General features: G+C 63.0%; 15 protein-coding genes and 1 tRNA gene. 4 read left to right on the top strand and 12 right to left on the bottom strand.

From position 1 onward, the window contains the following. Nucleotides 1-22: 22 nt before the first annotated feature. Nucleotides 23-490, bottom strand: a complete 468-nt coding sequence (locus H6955_08325; protein MCP5313549.1) for a nuclear transport factor 2 family protein — start codon at nt 488-490, stop codon at nt 23-25. A gap of 123 nt (nt 491-613) precedes the next feature. Here H6955_08325 and H6955_08320 point away from each other — a divergent pair, with 123 nt between their 5' ends. The 3 genes from H6955_08320 to H6955_08310 all read left to right on the top strand — a co-directional run bounded on the left by H6955_08320 (nt 614) and on the right by H6955_08310 (nt 3,240). After that, on the top strand, nt 614-1,147 hold the full coding sequence (locus H6955_08320) for a bifunctional (p)ppGpp synthetase/guanosine-3',5'-bis(diphosphate) 3'-pyrophosphohydrolase (GenBank protein ID MCP5313548.1): 534 nt from the start codon (nt 614-616) through the stop codon (nt 1,145-1,147). Nucleotides 1,148-1,519: 372 nt separating this feature from the next. Then, complete coding sequence (locus H6955_08315; GenBank protein ID MCP5313547.1) at nt 1,520-2,617, top strand: HAMP domain-containing protein; 1,098 nt, start codon at nt 1,520-1,522, stop codon at nt 2,615-2,617. A gap of 41 nt (nt 2,618-2,658) precedes the next feature. Beyond that, on the top strand, nt 2,659-3,240 hold the full coding sequence (locus H6955_08310; protein MCP5313546.1) for a DUF4388 domain-containing protein: 582 nt from the start codon (nt 2,659-2,661) through the stop codon (nt 3,238-3,240). Between the two features lie 73 nt (nt 3,241-3,313). Here the strand turns inward: H6955_08310 and H6955_08305 are convergent, their stop codons facing one another. From H6955_08305 to H6955_08260, 10 genes are all read right to left on the bottom strand, one after another. After that, the gene (locus tag H6955_08305; protein ID MCP5313545.1) at nt 3,314-3,730 is read right to left on the bottom strand and encodes an AlpA family phage regulatory protein; all 417 of its coding nucleotides are present in this window, start codon (nt 3,728-3,730) and stop codon (nt 3,314-3,316) included. A gap of 485 nt (nt 3,731-4,215) precedes the next feature. After that, nucleotides 4,216-4,635 carry a hypothetical protein gene (locus H6955_08300; GenBank protein ID MCP5313544.1) on the bottom strand — a complete coding sequence of 140 codons (420 nt, stop codon included), beginning with the start codon at nt 4,633-4,635 and terminating at the stop codon, nt 4,216-4,218. A gap of 214 nt (nt 4,636-4,849) precedes the next feature. Beyond that, nucleotides 4,850-4,939: transfer RNA gene (locus H6955_08295), tRNA-Ser, on the bottom strand. A 171-nt stretch (nt 4,940-5,110) separates the two neighbouring features. Then, nucleotides 5,111-5,293: a carbon storage regulator CsrA gene (gene csrA, locus H6955_08290; GenBank protein ID MCP5313543.1), complete on the bottom strand. Its 183-nt coding sequence runs from the start codon at nt 5,291-5,293 to the stop codon at nt 5,111-5,113. Nucleotides 5,294-5,449: 156 nt separating this feature from the next. Further along, entirely contained in the window at nt 5,450-6,679 is a 1,230-nt protein-coding gene (locus H6955_08285; protein MCP5313542.1) for an aspartate kinase, read from the bottom strand. Nucleotides 6,680-6,768: 89 nt separating this feature from the next. After that, nucleotides 6,769-9,396 (bottom strand): alanine--tRNA ligase, encoded by a 2,628-nt coding sequence (gene alaS, locus H6955_08280; GenBank protein MCP5313541.1) that lies wholly within the window; start codon nt 9,394-9,396, stop codon nt 6,769-6,771. Between the two features lie 138 nt (nt 9,397-9,534). After that, nucleotides 9,535-9,978, bottom strand: a complete 444-nt coding sequence (locus H6955_08275; protein MCP5313540.1) for a regulatory protein RecX — start codon at nt 9,976-9,978, stop codon at nt 9,535-9,537. A 35-nt stretch (nt 9,979-10,013) separates the two neighbouring features. Beyond that, nucleotides 10,014-11,054: a recombinase RecA gene (gene recA, locus H6955_08270; GenBank protein ID MCP5313539.1), complete on the bottom strand. Its 1,041-nt coding sequence runs from the start codon at nt 11,052-11,054 to the stop codon at nt 10,014-10,016. A 93-nt stretch (nt 11,055-11,147) separates the two neighbouring features. Continuing rightward, entirely contained in the window at nt 11,148-11,666 is a 519-nt protein-coding gene (thpR, locus tag H6955_08265; GenBank protein MCP5313538.1) for an RNA 2',3'-cyclic phosphodiesterase, read from the bottom strand. Continuing rightward, nucleotides 11,663-12,124 (bottom strand): CinA family protein, encoded by a 462-nt coding sequence (locus H6955_08260; GenBank protein MCP5313537.1) that lies wholly within the window; start codon nt 12,122-12,124, stop codon nt 11,663-11,665. The genes thpR and H6955_08260 overlap by 4 nt, the downstream gene beginning before the upstream one ends. Before the next feature lie 98 nt (nt 12,125-12,222). Between H6955_08260 and H6955_08255 the strand changes: the two genes are divergently transcribed. Then, nucleotides 12,223-12,504 carry a cupin domain-containing protein gene (locus tag H6955_08255; protein ID MCP5313536.1) on the top strand — a complete coding sequence of 94 codons (282 nt, stop codon included), beginning with the start codon at nt 12,223-12,225 and terminating at the stop codon, nt 12,502-12,504. 12 nt (nt 12,505-12,516) lie between these two features. Here H6955_08255 and H6955_08250 read toward each other — a convergent pair whose 3' ends face one another. Beyond that, the gene (locus H6955_08250) at nt 12,517-15,120 is read right to left on the bottom strand and encodes a glycosyltransferase (GenBank protein ID MCP5313535.1); all 2,604 of its coding nucleotides are present in this window, start codon (nt 15,118-15,120) and stop codon (nt 12,517-12,519) included. Nucleotides 15,121-15,274 lie beyond the last annotated feature (154 nt).

Below are 15,274 nucleotides of genomic sequence, written 5' to 3'. Positions count from 1 at the left end.
AGGTTACCCGGGTGGCAATGGCTCAGAGCCCGAGCTCAGTCAGTCCCGGGTGATCCTCGGGCCGTGGCCCCTGAGGCCAGCGAAACAGACGCTCGTTCTCCGGGATCGGCGTGTCGTTGATGCTCGCCTCACGACGGCGCATCAAGCCGTGTTCGTCAAACTCCCACAGCTCGTTGCCATGAGAGCGGTACCAGTTGCCCGAATCGTCGTGCCATTCGTACTTGAACCTGACCGCAATGCGGTTCTCACGAAAATCCCACAACTCCTTGATCAAACGGTAGTCGAGCTCACGCGCCCATTTGCGCTTCAGGAACGCGACGATCTCGGCGCGGCCATTGACGAACTCTGCACGGTTTCGCCAGCGGCTGTCTTCGGTGTAGGCGAGCGACACCTTCTCCGGATCGCGCAGATTCCAGGCATTTTCCGCCATGCGCACCTTCTGCTTCGCGGTTTCGGGATCGAAGGGAGGCAACGGGGGGCGCTCGGACATCGGTCGTCTCCTGAATGATTCTGTACCGTTCGGTACAAAGGTTAGTCGACCGTACAGAAATTGCCAGCAACGACGACGATGGCATACTCGGATGGCGATGCCGGGTATCAGCAGGGAACAACGATGGAGACCGATGAGCTCAAGCTCTTGATCAAGGCGCTCGCGTTCGCGTCGGCCTGCCATAGGAATCAGCGGCGCAAAGACAGGGATGCATCCCCGTATATCAACCACCCGATCGCGTTGACCGATGTGCTCGTGAACGAAGGCCAGGTGACGGATCCGGAGACACTCTGTGCGGCACTGCTGCACGACGTGATCGAAGACACGGAGGCCACCGAAGCAGAGCTCGCGGTCCTGTTCGGTCCCACGATCACCGCGATCGTCGTCGAGGTCACCGACGACGAAAGCATGGACAAGCGAGCCCGCAAACAGGCACAGATCGAGCGCGCACCGTTGCTGAGCGTGCAGGCGAAAGCGATCAAACTCGCCGACAAGATTGCCAACCTGCGCGACGTCGTTGCCAACCCGCCGCCCGACTGGTCGCACGCACGCCGCCGGGAATACTTCGACTGGGCCAAGCAGGTGATCGACGGCCTGCGCGGCGATCACCCGCACCTTGAAGAGGTGTTCGACGCGCAGTTTGCTGAGCGTCCCTAGACCAGCGCCCGCAACACCGGACCACGGCCGACCGGACCCGACGGCAAACCTCGACCCTCGTATTTGCGAACGGTTTTCACGGATCCCGGTTCGAGCGACCCGCAACCGCTGGCTCAAGCAATCGTCTTTTCACCTCTGGTGCTCGGAGACGACTCGGCCGCCAACCGTAAAAACCCTAATGTTCACAGGCTTGCTGCCGAAAACGGGTTGAACGCGGTGCAACTCCAAAGGTCCGTCGCACGCCGATCAACAGGCATCGTCGCGCGATCCGCCGCTTTGGCGACGCGGCCTGCCGCCGTTGATTGCAGACGACCATCTGCGCAGAAAACGAGTATCCATGCAGGAAAAACAATAAACCGTGGAGATTTGAGTGTGAGTAGCGACAAGCAAGGCGTGCGTTTCGGCATATTCGGAAAGATCCTGGTCACCATGTTGATCGTTGCAGCGGTACCGCTGGGCGTCGTCTGGTACCTGGACTATCTGCTGATTCGCGACGGGCTGGAGCAGTCTATCGATCAACAGCTGGACAACACCTCGGTGCAACTCGCTACCGAAGTCGATCAGTGGGTGCGAATGAATCAGAAGGTGCTGCAGCAGAACGCGGCGCTCGGCGATATCACGTCGATGGATCCGGAACGACAGAAGCCGGTTTTGCGATCCATTCTGAACGAGTACGACTGGTCGTACCTGGTATTCACAACCGACAACCGTGGCATCAATATCGGGCGCAGCGACGACAAACCGCCGGCCGACTATAGCGATCGCGCCTATGTGAAGGCCGTCGTGCGTGGAGAACCCCTGGCGAAGCAAGTCGTGATCGGCAAGACGACCGGCTTGCCGGCGGTAATCCTCGCCACACCGATCAAGGGCACCCAGTCGGTGCGCGATTCGGTGACAGGCGTGATCGCCATGGCCATGCATATCGAGGAACTCTCGGAGCGCATCACCAACACCGCGATCGGCAACACCGGCTTCGCGTTCATACTCGATGAATCCGGGAAGGTCGTTGCACACCAGCAGAAAGGCTCGGCCCCCGCGACAACCGACTTCAGCAAACATCCCGCCTATCTGCAGCGACCCGATTCAGGAAGTACGTTGATCAGCTACAGCACCGATGGAAAGGATGTGGTTGCCGCAGTCCGACGCTCCGCATCAGGCTGGTATGTAGTGACGCAGCAGGACAGTGCCGAAGCCTACGCGCCGCTGAAGAAGGCGCAGTGGCGCGGCATCATGGTCCTCGTGTTGACCCTGGCCATCGTATCGTTGGTCGCCTACTCGTTCTCGCAGGGCCTGTCGCGCCCGATCAAGGGGCTTACAGCGATCGCCGACGAACTGAGCCGCGGCGGCAACCCGGGCAAAATCGCCGAGGCGCAGCGTGGAGACGAGATCGGCCAACTGGCCGCGGCGATCGATCGCATGGGTGCGAGCATTCGTCTCGCGATGGAACGCTTGCGCAAGAAGCGAGCGTAACGGATCCGAGCGGGTAGAACACCGGAGTCTTGGAGAGCCTAGTGCCTGACACCTACCAACCGTTTCGCAACTATCGGGAGCTGCTCACGCTGGTCTCGACCTTATGCGAAGAAGGGCGCACCGGCAGCCTGTTCGTGATCAGCGAGACCAACAGTCTTGCGCGGATCGTGATCGTTGCCGGCAACATCATTCATTTCGAATACCGGCTGAAAAAGGGCAGCGACGCCATCCCCTTGTTCCGCGAGATCGAGACTGGCTCGTTCGATTTCAAGGATGGCAAGGTGATCTCGCACAAGCCGGCCCCCCTGCCAGCGACCGAGACCGTGCTGGCGCAACTCGGTGGCAAACCCGTCAAGCCCGCCGCACAGGCACCTGCCGCCGGCGCCGGCAGCGGCGCCGCGAGCAGGGCCTCTACCGCCGAGGCATTGGAACAGATCGAACAGCAGTTGGTCGACGTGTTGGGCCCGATGGGCGCACTGGTGTGGGAAGAGCACCTGGAACGTGCTGGCGGAGCGGATGCCGACCTCGATCTACGACAGCTGATCAAAGACGTGGCGACAGAAATCGACGATCCCGAGAAGGCCATTGGTTTCCGCAACCGGCTGCTGCAGGGATTGGGATGAGTGCCGACCGACCGCCAGCGGGCACGTCACCCGGCGTGGATCCCGTGGCACGGGTCGTCGTTTCAGCCGCTACTCAAACGTGCGAGGCTGCACCGACCCGCGGTCGAGCCATCACCCAGTCTTCGACCTCGTAACCGATAAACCCGATCGTCGGCTCGCGCGGCAAGACCTGCACTGGCCGGGGGAAAGTCGGGTCGCGCTGCAGGAGCTCGTGTAACGACGATTCCGATATACCGAGCATGGCGGCAACCTCACTCGGGTGGAGGATCAACCTTGCCGCAGGATGAGGTGGATCGTTTCTTCCCATCGGCGGCTCGCTGAGTTCACATTCGAGCGTATCATCCAACGGTGAATCGGCCAGCAGTTCTTCGAGCGTGACGTCTCGAACCCACTCTTCGGGCTGGTTGTCCCAGGGGGAGTCGGCAAGCAGGTCTTCGACAGTGATCTCTGTCGACCACGCCTCCTGCGCGTTTTTCGTTTGGGCGGCCATAGGCGGCTCCTGAGCCAGCTCCGGGGTTCCATATGTATTGGCGGCGCGGGGCGCCGAGACTTCACACAATGGAGTCGGTTACTTCCGGTACCGGCATGCAATCGGGGAGGCATGACACGAGACGAAGTCAGGGATTACTGAAGCTGCACCCTCGATCAACATGGGAATCCCCCGGCGTCCTCCAGGGGACAAACGGTATCCGATGGCAAACAACGGCCTCCCCCGGCTACCCACCGCGCGACGGGCCGCGGTCTGTGCACGATGGTCAAGCCCGGCGACGCCTTTCGCGACGGCCGGTCTGCGATACCCGGCAGAGCGGGTGGCGCGATTCCTTGCAGTTGAACGACCGCCGGCGTGATGACGCCGTGGTTTCCGCGATGCCGGTTCGCATCGCGGATTGGAACCAGGAGCGGGGCCGAATCGGGGAGTCGGTTGTCCCGAGCTGAGTCGCCGGCCAACCCAGGGAGGGTTGGCTCGCGCAGGCACTATTTCTGTTCGAGCACCCTCAAGGTGGCCGGATCGATCCCCCGCATGGCGTCGTGACCGATCGCCTCTGCGTCCGGTCTGGAACGATCGATCTCCCGTTCCATCCGGTAGGCGCTGGCATTCCCGGTCGCCGCGTTCGCCTCCTGCTGCATCCGCATACCTTCATCCTCACCGTCGAGCCAGCCCGTCCGGTAATCGGCATCGGACTCGAAACGCCGGTGGTCTTTGACGACATGTTCGAGGTAGTTGCCGGCCTCCTTCATTCCGGAGTGACGGCCATCATGAAATCCCTGGATATAGGCCTCACTGTGCCCGCCTTGGCGCAGCGTGGCATCACTCGTTGCACAACCGGCGAGCCACACTGAAACGGCGATGCAGAACGTCATGAGGAATCGGTTTGGCGTGATCGAACGGACCATGGGGTTCCCTCCTCGGAATGATTCATTGCTTCGGCGCCTTGGCGTCGAGACACGGCAAGCATAGACGAAGCCTCGCCCTACGGGTCGCCGTCGCTACGCGACGACGATCTGCACCGCCTCCGGCGGCTTGTCGAACCACCATTTTGACTTTCTCGGGTTCGAATCCAACCGACCCCACAAATTCAAAAGGCCCCGCACGGGGGCCTTATGAATTTGGCGGAGAGAGAGGGATTCGAACCCTCGATAGAGTTTCCCCTATACACCCTTAGCAGGGGTGCGCCTTCAGCCACTCGGCCATCTCTCCGAAACTCGTTTTTGCACCATCCGCCGCTGCCCCGCATCCATTCGTCCCCGACGGGTTCGGATGCATCCAAGATGCGGCGGGGGCACATTGTGCACTGCCGGCACCCTTACCCGAATTGACCGGACATCGTTTCGACGCCGCAGATCCGGTCGGGTGCCCCTTGGGCCGTCGTCAATCTTTCGATTCGACACTCTCGCGTTTGATGCGATCGTAGATCTCTTCGCGATGCACCGACACGTCGCGCGGTGCGTTGACGCCAATCCGTACCTGGTTGCCTTTCACGCCCAGTACGGTGACAGTGACCTCATCACCAATCATCAGGGTTTCGCCAACCCTACGCGTCAGAATCAACATGGACTCACTCCTTTCCAACACACAAGCAACGACCCCGCGATCCCAGGAGCCCGCCCGATGTGTCCGTTTGCCAACCACGCCCCGCTTGTAATTATGGATCAGGGGCGCCGCAAGTTTAGCAACAACCGGGTTGGAGAAGAAAGGCAAATGCGTCGTTCAGGCGGCAGATTCCTCAGCTAATTCAAACGCCTCGTGCAGTGAACGCACACCAAGTTCGAGGTATTTCTCGTCGACGACGACGGAGATCTTGATCTCTGAAGTCGAAATCATCTGGATGTTGATGCCTTCTTTCGACAGCGCCGCGAACATCTTGCTGGCGATCCCCGCGTGCGACCGCATCCCGACCCCAACCAGGGAGATCTTCACGATACGGTTGTCGCCGATCACCTCGCGCGCCCCGAACTGCGCCGACACCCGGTTCAGGATCTCCAGCGCCTTCTTGTAATCGGTTCGGTTCACGGTGAACGTGAAGTCGGTCGTCCCATCCTTGGCGATGTTCTGCACGATCATGTCGACTTCGATGTTGGCGTCGCTGATCGGGCCGAGAATCTGGTAGGCGATCCCCGGATTGTCCGGTACGCCGCGTATCGTCAGCTTGGCCTCGTCGCGATTGAACGCAATGCCAGCAATCTTCGCCGCTTCCACGTTCTCGTCCTCCAACGTGATCAGGGTACCCACACCGCCGTCTTCGAAACTCGACAGCACCCGGAGGGGCACATTGTACTTGCCGGCAAACTCCACCGAACGGATCTGCAGCACTTTCGAACCGAGGCTGGCCATCTCCAGCATCTCTTCGAAGGTAATCCGGTCGAGCTTGCGCGCCTTTGGCTCAACCCGCGGATCGGTCGTGTAGACACCGTCCACGTCGGTGAAGATCTGGCACTCGTCGGCTTTCAGCGCCGCAGCCATCGCGACCGCGGTGGTGTCGGATCCACCGCGCCCGAGCGTGGTGATGTCACCGTGTTCGTCGACACCCTGAAATCCCGCCACGACCACCACCCGCCCCGCCTTGATATCGGCACAGACCCGGGCATGGTCGATGTCCATGATGCGCGCCTTGGAATGCGCGCTGTCGGTCAGGATGTGCACCTGGGCCCCGGTGTAGGAGCGTGCGTCACAGCCGATTTCCTGCAGCGCCATGCACAGCAAGGCGATCGTCACCTGTTCGCCGGTCGACACCAGCACGTCCATCTCGCGCGGATTCGGGCTTTCGCTGATCTCCTGTGCGAGCGCGATCAGGCGATTGGTCTCGCCCGACATCGCCGACACCACGACCACGACGTCGTCACCCTGTTCACGGTGGCGCTTGACGCGCGCGGCGACATTGCAGATCCGCTCGACCGTGCCGACCGAGGTACCGCCGAATTTCTGAACGATCAACGCCATGCTGGTCTTGTGTGTCTCTACCCAACAACGAAGGCCCGGTGTTCGCCGGGCCATGGGAACGCGCGATTTAACACCATTTCTCGGTGTACTTAAAGCTTTTCCCCGGCCCAGCTGCGGACCAGTTCGAGCGCTTTTGGAATGCCGGCCGGGTCACTGCCGCCGGCCTGCGCCATATCGGGACGCCCACCGCCCTTGCCGCCGACTTGCTCGGCCGCGAGCTTGACCAGGTCGCCCGCGCGGCAGCGGTCGGTCAGGTCCTTCGTGACACCGGCGATCAGGTTCACCCTGCCCTCATTGACCGCGGCCAGCAATACCACCGCACTGCCCAGCTTGTTTTTCAATTGGTCGAGCGTGTCGCGCAGCGCCTTGGGGTCGACGCCGTCGAGTTGTGCCGCCAGCACCTTCGCCCCTTTGATTTCGACCGCCTGCGCCGCGAGGTCGGAACCGGCCGCGGAGGCCAGCTTGCCCTTGATCTGTTCCAGCTCCTTCTCAAGGCGCCGGTTGCGCTCGATCAGCTTGGCCAGCTTGTCCTCGAGTTCGTCCCGCCCGGCGTTGATCAGGCCGCCGATGCGCAACAGCCGCTCCTCGTCGTCCTCGACCCACTGGACGGCACGCGCACCGGTCACGGCCTCGATACGCCGTACACCCGACGCGATGCCCGTCTCCATGGTGATCTTGAACAGGCCGATATCACCCAGCGCCTTGACGTGCGTCCCACCGCACAGCTCGGTAGAGAAATCGCCCATGCGCAATACCCGCACCTGCTCGTCGTATTTCTCGCCGAACAGTGCCATCGCACCGGATGCCTTCGCATCCTCGAGCGCCATGATGCGCGTCTCGACCATGTGGTTGGTGCGGATCTGCTGGTTCACCAGACGTTCGATCTCTATCAGCTGCTCGCGTGTCACCGGTTCGAAATGCGAGAAGTCGAAACGCAGACGCTCGGCTTCGACCAGAGATCCCTTCTGCCCAACGTGCTCGCCGAGCACGTGGCGCAGCGCTGCGTGCAGCAGATGGGTCGCCGAGTGGTTCAGCGCGGTCTCGCCGCGCCGCTGCGCATCCACCTCGGCCGTGACCGAGTCGCCGACACGCAGTTCGCCGGCGAGCAGCCGGCCGACGTGGGCGAACACAGTGCCGGCCTGCTTGCGCGTGTCCGCAACCTGGAACGCGCCGCCGCCAGATGCCCGCAACAGGCCGACGTCGCCGACCTGCCCACCCGATTCCGCGTAAAACGGCGTGCGATCGAGGACCACCATGCCATCCTGCCCGGCATCCAGCTGATCGGCCGAGGAGCCGTCGCGGTACAGCGCGATCACCGTCGCCGCATCCTGCAAGCGGTCGTAACCCGTGAAATCCGTCTCGCCATCGAGATCGAACTCGGCCATCTGGGTCACGCCGAACTGGCTGGCCGCTCGCGCCCGGCTACGCTGGGCGTCCATCTCGCGATCGAATCCTTCCTGATCGATCTCCAGGCCGCGCTCGCGCGCGATATCGGCGGTCAGATCGGTCGGAAAGCCGTAGGTGTCGTACAGCTTGAACACGACCTCTCCCGGAATGGTCTTGCCATCGATTCCCGAGATCGCCTCGTCGAGGATCTTCATGCCCTGCTCGATCGTTTCGGCGAAACGCTCTTCCTCGAGTCGGAGGACGCGCGCGACCATGTCCCTGGCGCGGGTCAGCTCCGGATAGGCGGCACCCATCTCCGTGTCCAGGGCCTCGACCAATCGGTAGAAAAACGGCTGCTGCTGACCGAGCTGGTAACCGTGCCGGATAGCCCGCCGTATGATGCGCCGCAAGACGTAACCGCGCCCCTCGTTGCCCGGCGTCACGCCGTCGACGATCAGAAACGCGCAAGAGCGGATGTGGTCGGCGATCACACGCAGCGACTTGGAAGAGAGGTCACTGGTCCCGGTGGCACGTGCCGCGGCCTCGATCAGCGCCGTGAACAGGTCGATCTCGTAGTTGGAATGCACCCCCTGCATCACCGCGGCCAGGCGTTCCAGGCCCATGCCGGTGTCGACCGACGGTTTGGGCAGCGGCGTCATCTCACCGCTCGCGTCGCGGTTGTACTGCATGAACACCAGGTTCCAGATCTCGATGTAGCGGTCGCCGTCTTCCTCTGGCGTTCCCGGCGGTCCGCCCGGGATCTCAGGTCCGTGGTCGAAAAAGATCTCGGAACAGGGTCCGCAGGGACCGGTCTCACCCATCGACCAGAAGTTGTCGCTTTCGAAACGCTTGCCACCCGGCTTGTCGCCGATGCGCGTGAATCGCGCCGGATCGACACCAATCTCGTCCAGCCAGATTGCCGCCGCCTCATCGTCGTCCTGGTACACGGTGACCCAGAGTTTGCCCGGCGGCAGGCGCAGGGTCTTGGTCAGGAATTCCCAGGCGTAGCCGATGGCCTCGCGCTTGAAGTAGTCACCGAAGCTGAAATTGCCCAGCATCTCGAAAAACGTGTGATGGCGGGCGGTGTAGCCGACGTTCTCGAGATCGTTGTGTTTTCCGCCGGCCCGCACGCAGCGTTGCGAACTCACCGCGCGCACGTAACTGCGCTTGTCCTTGCCGAGAAAGACATCCTTGAACTGCACCATCCCGGCATTGGTGAACAGCAGTGTCGGGTCGTTCCCCGGGACCAGGGGGCTCGATTCGACGATCGCATGATCCCGATCGGCGAAATATTCGAGGAAGGCGGTACGGAGTTCGGCGCTGGTCTTCATGTATGGCGTTTGGTCAGCTGCAAAACCGGGATGTTATGCAGCTTCGTCGCAAATGTCATCTGCGGAATGGCGCCAAATACGTGGTATTTCAGTCAATTAGGGGTTGACGCCCATCCTGGCGCAGCCACCGGCTGCGCGTCAGACACAGATGCCCGCTTCGCCGGCGCCTGCCAGGTAGCGTCGTACCAAGCGGCTCGGGAAGCCGCGCTGTTCGAAAAAGCGTGCGCGCCTGGCCAGTTCGCGCGGATCGTCGGTCGGCTGATCCCCGAAGCGGCGCGCGGCGATGGCGCACAGACGCTCGGTACAGGCATCGTCGTCTTCCCGGAGGAATTGCTCGATCAGCGCCACGGCAACGCCGCGCGCGCGCAGTTCGCCGTCGATACGCAGCGGACCATAACCCTTGCGCAGCCGTTGTTCGACATAGGCCTCGGCGAAGCGCGCATCGCTTTGCAACCGACGCTGCTCGAGGTCGTCGAGCACCGACTCGACCAGGTCGTCGGGATGCCGGCGGGCGAGCAGCTTGCGGCGCAGCTCTGCGCGGCTGTGCTCACGCGCGCTCAAGAAACCGACCGCCGCCGACAGGACGTCGGCGGCCGGCCGCCGTTCCGCGGACTGCGTCAAGCGTCGCCGTCCAACGCCGGCACGTCGGCGGCGTCTTCATCCGCAGAGGCCGGCATCAGCGTCGCGCGGATCTGCGTCTCGATATGCCGCGCGATCTCCGGGTTCTCCTTCAGGAAGTTACGGACGTTCTCTTTGCCCTGGCCGATACGGTCACCGTTGTAGCTGTACCAGGCACCTGACTTCTCGATCAGACCCTGCGCGACACCAAGCTCGATGATCTCGCCTTCGCGCGATACGCCTTCGCCATACAGAATCTCGAACGTCGCCTGGCGGAACGGCGGGGCGACCTTGTTCTTGACCACCTTCACCTTGGTCTCGTTACCGACCACCTCGTCGCCCTTCTTGATCGCACCGGTGCGACGGATATCCAGGCGTACCGAGGCATAAAACTTCAGCGCGTTGCCGCCGGTCGTGGTCTCCGGGTTACCGAACATCACGCCGATCTTCATGCGGATCTGATTGATGAAGATGACCACGGTGTTCGAGCGCTTGATGTTGCCCGTCAGCTTGCGCAGCGCCTGCGACATCAGGCGTGCCTGCAGACCGACATGCGAGTCGCCCATCTCGCCCTCGATCTCGGCCTTCGGCGTCAGCGCGGCGACCGAGTCGACCACGACCACGTCGACGGCACCGGACCGCACCAGCATGTCGGTGATCTCCAATGCCTGTTCACCGGTGTCGGGCTGCGAGACCAGCAGTTCGTCCATATCCACACCGAGCTTTTCGGCATACACCGGGTCGAGTGCATGCTCGGCATCGACGAAGGCGCAGGTACCACCGCCCTTCTGTGCCTCGGCGACGATATGCAGCGTCATCGTGGTCTTGCCGGACGATTCCGGACCATAGATCTCGACCACGCGTCCCTTGGGCACGCCGCCGACACCGAGTGCCAGGTCGAGACTCAGCGAGCCGGTCGAGACCACCTCGATGTTGCGCACCGCATTCGCGTCGCCCATGCGCATCACCGAGCCCTTGCCAAACTGCTTTTCGATCTGACTGAGCGCGGCCGCCAGTGCCTTTTTGCGATTCTCGTCCATTCCAGCTCCCCCCGAAGCGCTTTGTGACTGCGATGAGGCGGAGTGTAGTTGGTTCTCTTTTTGTTTTCTAGTGTCAATCGTCGCGCAGACCGGTCAGCGGACCGTCCAACGCGCCAGCGGGCGGTAGTTCGGTGCGCTGCCGGGACGCGACTCGAGCAGCGCGAGTTCGGTCACCGGCCAGCTCAGCGGTACCAGCGGCCCAACCTGCAGCCGCTGCCGGACCTTTCGCGCCAGCGTGACATGCGGGTGATACTCGCGCGATTCGGTCGCAAAGTCCGCCTCGCGCAGGCGTTCGCCGAGTCGCGCGTGCAGATCGACCAACGCGACCGGGATTGCCGAGGGTCCCGCCCAGAGCACCTGCGGCCGTGGCCAGTAACCGATCCGATCGAGCACCAGTTCGAACGCCACCAGCCGGAGGCTGTCGGCAAGCCGCTTCAGCACCTCGATCCGGGGCGGTTCGACCTCGCCGAGGAAATGCAGCGTGAGGTGCAGGTCATCGCGGTGCAGACGGCGTACCCCGCTGGGCAGATTCTGCGTCTGCCAGTGAAACAGCTGGTGACGGACCTCGTCGCCGGGCCACAGCGCGAAGAATACCCGCGGCCGGGCGCTCACCGGACGAGTTCCACGAGACCGCGCAGCGCATTGTCGATGGTTGCCGCGCGCACCTGCGCACGATCGCCCGGATAGTGCCGGCGGACCGCCGACACCTGGTCGGCGGTGGCCCAGGCCAGCCACACGGTACCGACCGGTTTCTCCGGCGTACCCCCGCCCGGTCCGGCGATGCCGGTGACCGCCACGCTCAACTGCGCCTGACTGTGTGCCAGTGCACCGGTCGCCATCTCGATCGCCGTCTCGCGGCTGACCGCACCAAAGCGCTCGAGGGTGACCGCCGAAACGCCGAGCATCTCCTGCTTGGCGAGATTGCTGTAGGTGACGAAGCCACGTTCGAACCAGGTGCTCGAACCGGCCACGTCGGTGAGGGCGGCGGCGATGCCACCGCCGGTACAGGATTCGGCCGTGGTCAGCCACCATCCGCGGCGATGCAGACCGCTCGCCAGGTCGAACACCATCTCCGCGCGTTCCAATGCACCCCCTCGGCATCGCCAATTCGCTAAACTGCAGCCCCGGTTTGGGCTCCAGGCCCGACATCATCACCCAGGAGCCGACGATGAGCGAAGCGCAGATACTGCTCGAACGCAACCCTTCGCCGATGAAACTGGAGGTGCTCGGCGTCTATGACTGGCCGATCTGGCGCAAGGAGGTGTCCAGCTTCCCGTGGACCTATCAGCAGCAGGAGACCTGCTACGTACTACGCGGGCGCTTCACGGTCACCCCGCAGGGGGGTGAGCCGCAGAGTTTCCAACGCGGTGACCTGATCACCTTCCCCCAGGGCATGCGCTGCACCTGGGAGATTCTCGAAGACGTCGAAAAGCACTACGACTTCGGCTAGCGACGACCGGCCTCAGGCATGGTGATGCGTCAGACGCCGCATCGCACCGACCAGGCCACCCGGCAGGCGCGGCGCGGCACTGATCATCGACAACAGCACGGCCGCCGCATAGGGCACCGATTGCACGACCAGCATCAGCGACCAGATGCGCACGTCGAGCAGTGCACCGTCGATTCGCAGCGTCACCGCATACGCCGCCAGCAGTGTCCCGGCGAGGAACAGCAGTTCTTCACGCGCATCCAGCAGCGCGCGCATCAGACCGTTGGCTTTGGCCCGTTTCGGCGTACGGAAGAAACCGACACCGCGGGTCACGAAGCCTGTCAGCATCGCCCGTGCGATCACGTGTGAAAGCGCCAGCCCGGCGAGGCCGGCTGCCAGACTCTGTCGCAGGCTCGCACGCACCCGCAGCTTGTACAGGAAGAACATCTTCGCGATCTTGAAGGCGAACAGCGACAAAGGCAGGACCGCGAACACGACATGCGGCGGCGCCACGTATTCGGGTGCCAGCACCATCGCGGCCGACCAGGCGAGCGCTGCCAGGTTGAACACCAGATTGAAACCATCGGCAAGCCACGGCAGCCAGCCGGCGAGGAAGTGATAGCGCTGACCGGTGGTCAGTTTGGTCTTTTCCAGGCCCATCAGCTGCGCCAGATGCTGGCGCATGATCAGCACCGCACCGTAGGCCCAGCGAAAGCGCTGCTTCTTGAAATCGAGGAAGGTGTCGGGCATCAGCCCCTTGCCGTAGCTGTGCGCGATGTAGGTCGCGCTGTAGCCCCGTTCGAAGATGCGCAGGCCCAGCTCCGCGTCTTCGGTAATGCACCATTCCGCCCAGCCGCCGACCTCTTCGAGCACCCGCCGGCGCACCATCGTCATGGTGCCATGCTGGATGATCGCATTGCGTTCATTTCGGGTCTGCATGCCGATGCGGAAGAAACCGCGGTACTCCGCCTGGCACATCGCCTTGAACAGGTTCTCGTCACCGTCGCGGTAATCCTGCGGTGCCTGCACGATCGCCATATTGGCGTCACCGAAGGCCGGCACCAGATCACGCAACCAGTTGCGCTCGACCACGTAGTCACTGTCGATCACCGCGACCACCTCGGCCGCCGGATCCGTGTTGCGCAATGCAAAGTTCAAGGCACCGGCCTTGAATCCCGTGAGTGGATCGACGTGAAAGAAACGGAACCGCGCACCGAGCTTCTCGCAATGCGCCTGCACCGGCTGCCAAACGGCAGGATCCTTGGTGTTGTTGTCGATCACCAGGACCTCGTAGTCGGGGTAGTCGAGCGCGGCCAGCGCGTCCAGAGTCTGGATCATCATGTCCGGCGGTTCGTTGTACGCCGGGACATGCACGGAGACCTTGGGGAGCGCATGGTCGGGGGCTGGTTCCGGCAACGCGGCTCGCCGCCATTCCCTTCGCCAAAGCGCCTCGGCCCACTCGTGCGCCTCCGCGAGCAACACCACGATCACGCCGAGGGCAGCGATGAACAGCGCGATACCGACCGCGAGCATCGCCGGTGTCATGTACTGCTGGGTGAAGTCGTACAACAGCCAGACCACGAAGGTGGTGATCGCATAGGCGACCATCGCCAGGAAGCCGCGCCCGCCCGACGACAGGCCCGCGCTGTCGCGAAACATCAAGGCCAGAATCAACACCGAGGCACCGATGCTGATCGCCGCAAGGCTGGTCCAGTTGGGTACCGGGACAACCCCGGAGGTGAATTCGAACTTGGGCTCACGGTCGGCATCGTAGACGCCCCAGTGGCTGCCGGCGTCGCCCTCGATCTGGCGCTTCCACGGTTGATCGAACGCCTCCATCACGTAGTAGGTGATGCCTTCGCGTTCGGCGGCGGCGATAAAGCGGCGCAGGAACTTCGCCTGGTTGGCGTGGCTGGCGACTGCGTCGAGACGCGTGCGGCCGTTGCTCGGCCAACCGACCTCGGAGATCACGACCGGTTTATCGGGATAGGCGGTCTTGAGTTCGTTGTAGCGGTACAGCACGTGGTCGACCGCCTGGTCGACCGCGATACCTTCCCAGTACGGCAGCATGTGGACCGCGATGAAGTCGACCTGCTCGACGAGCTCGGGATGCTCCAGCCAGATGTGCCACGGTTCGGCGGTGCTGACCGGCGCCCACACCGAGCGCCGCACGCGCTTGATGTGGCTGATCATCTGTTCGGCCGTCTGTTCCTCGCGCAGGATCGCCTCGTTGCCGACGATCACGCGCACCACCTGCCGATGGTTCTCGCGATAGACGTCGATCAGACGCTCGATCTCGGCGTCGTTGCGCGCCGCGTCCTTGCTTATCCATGCGCCAAGGGCGACGTTCAGGCCATGTGCCGCGGCGAGCTGCGGGACCTCGGACATGGTCCCCTCCACGGTGTAGGTGCGCACCGCATATACGTCGCCGGCAAGCAACGCGAGGTCCTCGTCGATCTTGTCAATTTCCGGATACTCGCGGCGCACGGGACTCTGCTCGCCGCGCATGGGCGAGAAGGAGAAACCGGCGATCTTCGCCGGCCAGGGCGGTTCGATGTCCGGCCTGTTGACGACCGCCCACAGCAGTACGCTAAGGATACCCATCAACAGGGTGATCAGAAGGCTCGCGCGGTTCATGGCAGTCCTCGCCCCAACGCATTAGTCGATACTAAATTTGATGCCACGTCTCAACGTTAGTCCAGTGTCGCGCGCACTTTGCATGACGCCGGTCACAACCCGAACGGGGTACCGGTTTCGGTGACGCCGACGCGGCCCGGAGCGACTCCCGCGG

Source organism: Chromatiaceae bacterium (assembly GCA_024235395.1).
Lineage (GTDB): Bacteria > Pseudomonadota > Gammaproteobacteria > Chromatiales > Chromatiaceae > Thiosocius.
Note: the sequence above shows the minus strand (reverse complement) of the source record. Positions and strands in the feature narration are given on the sequence as shown.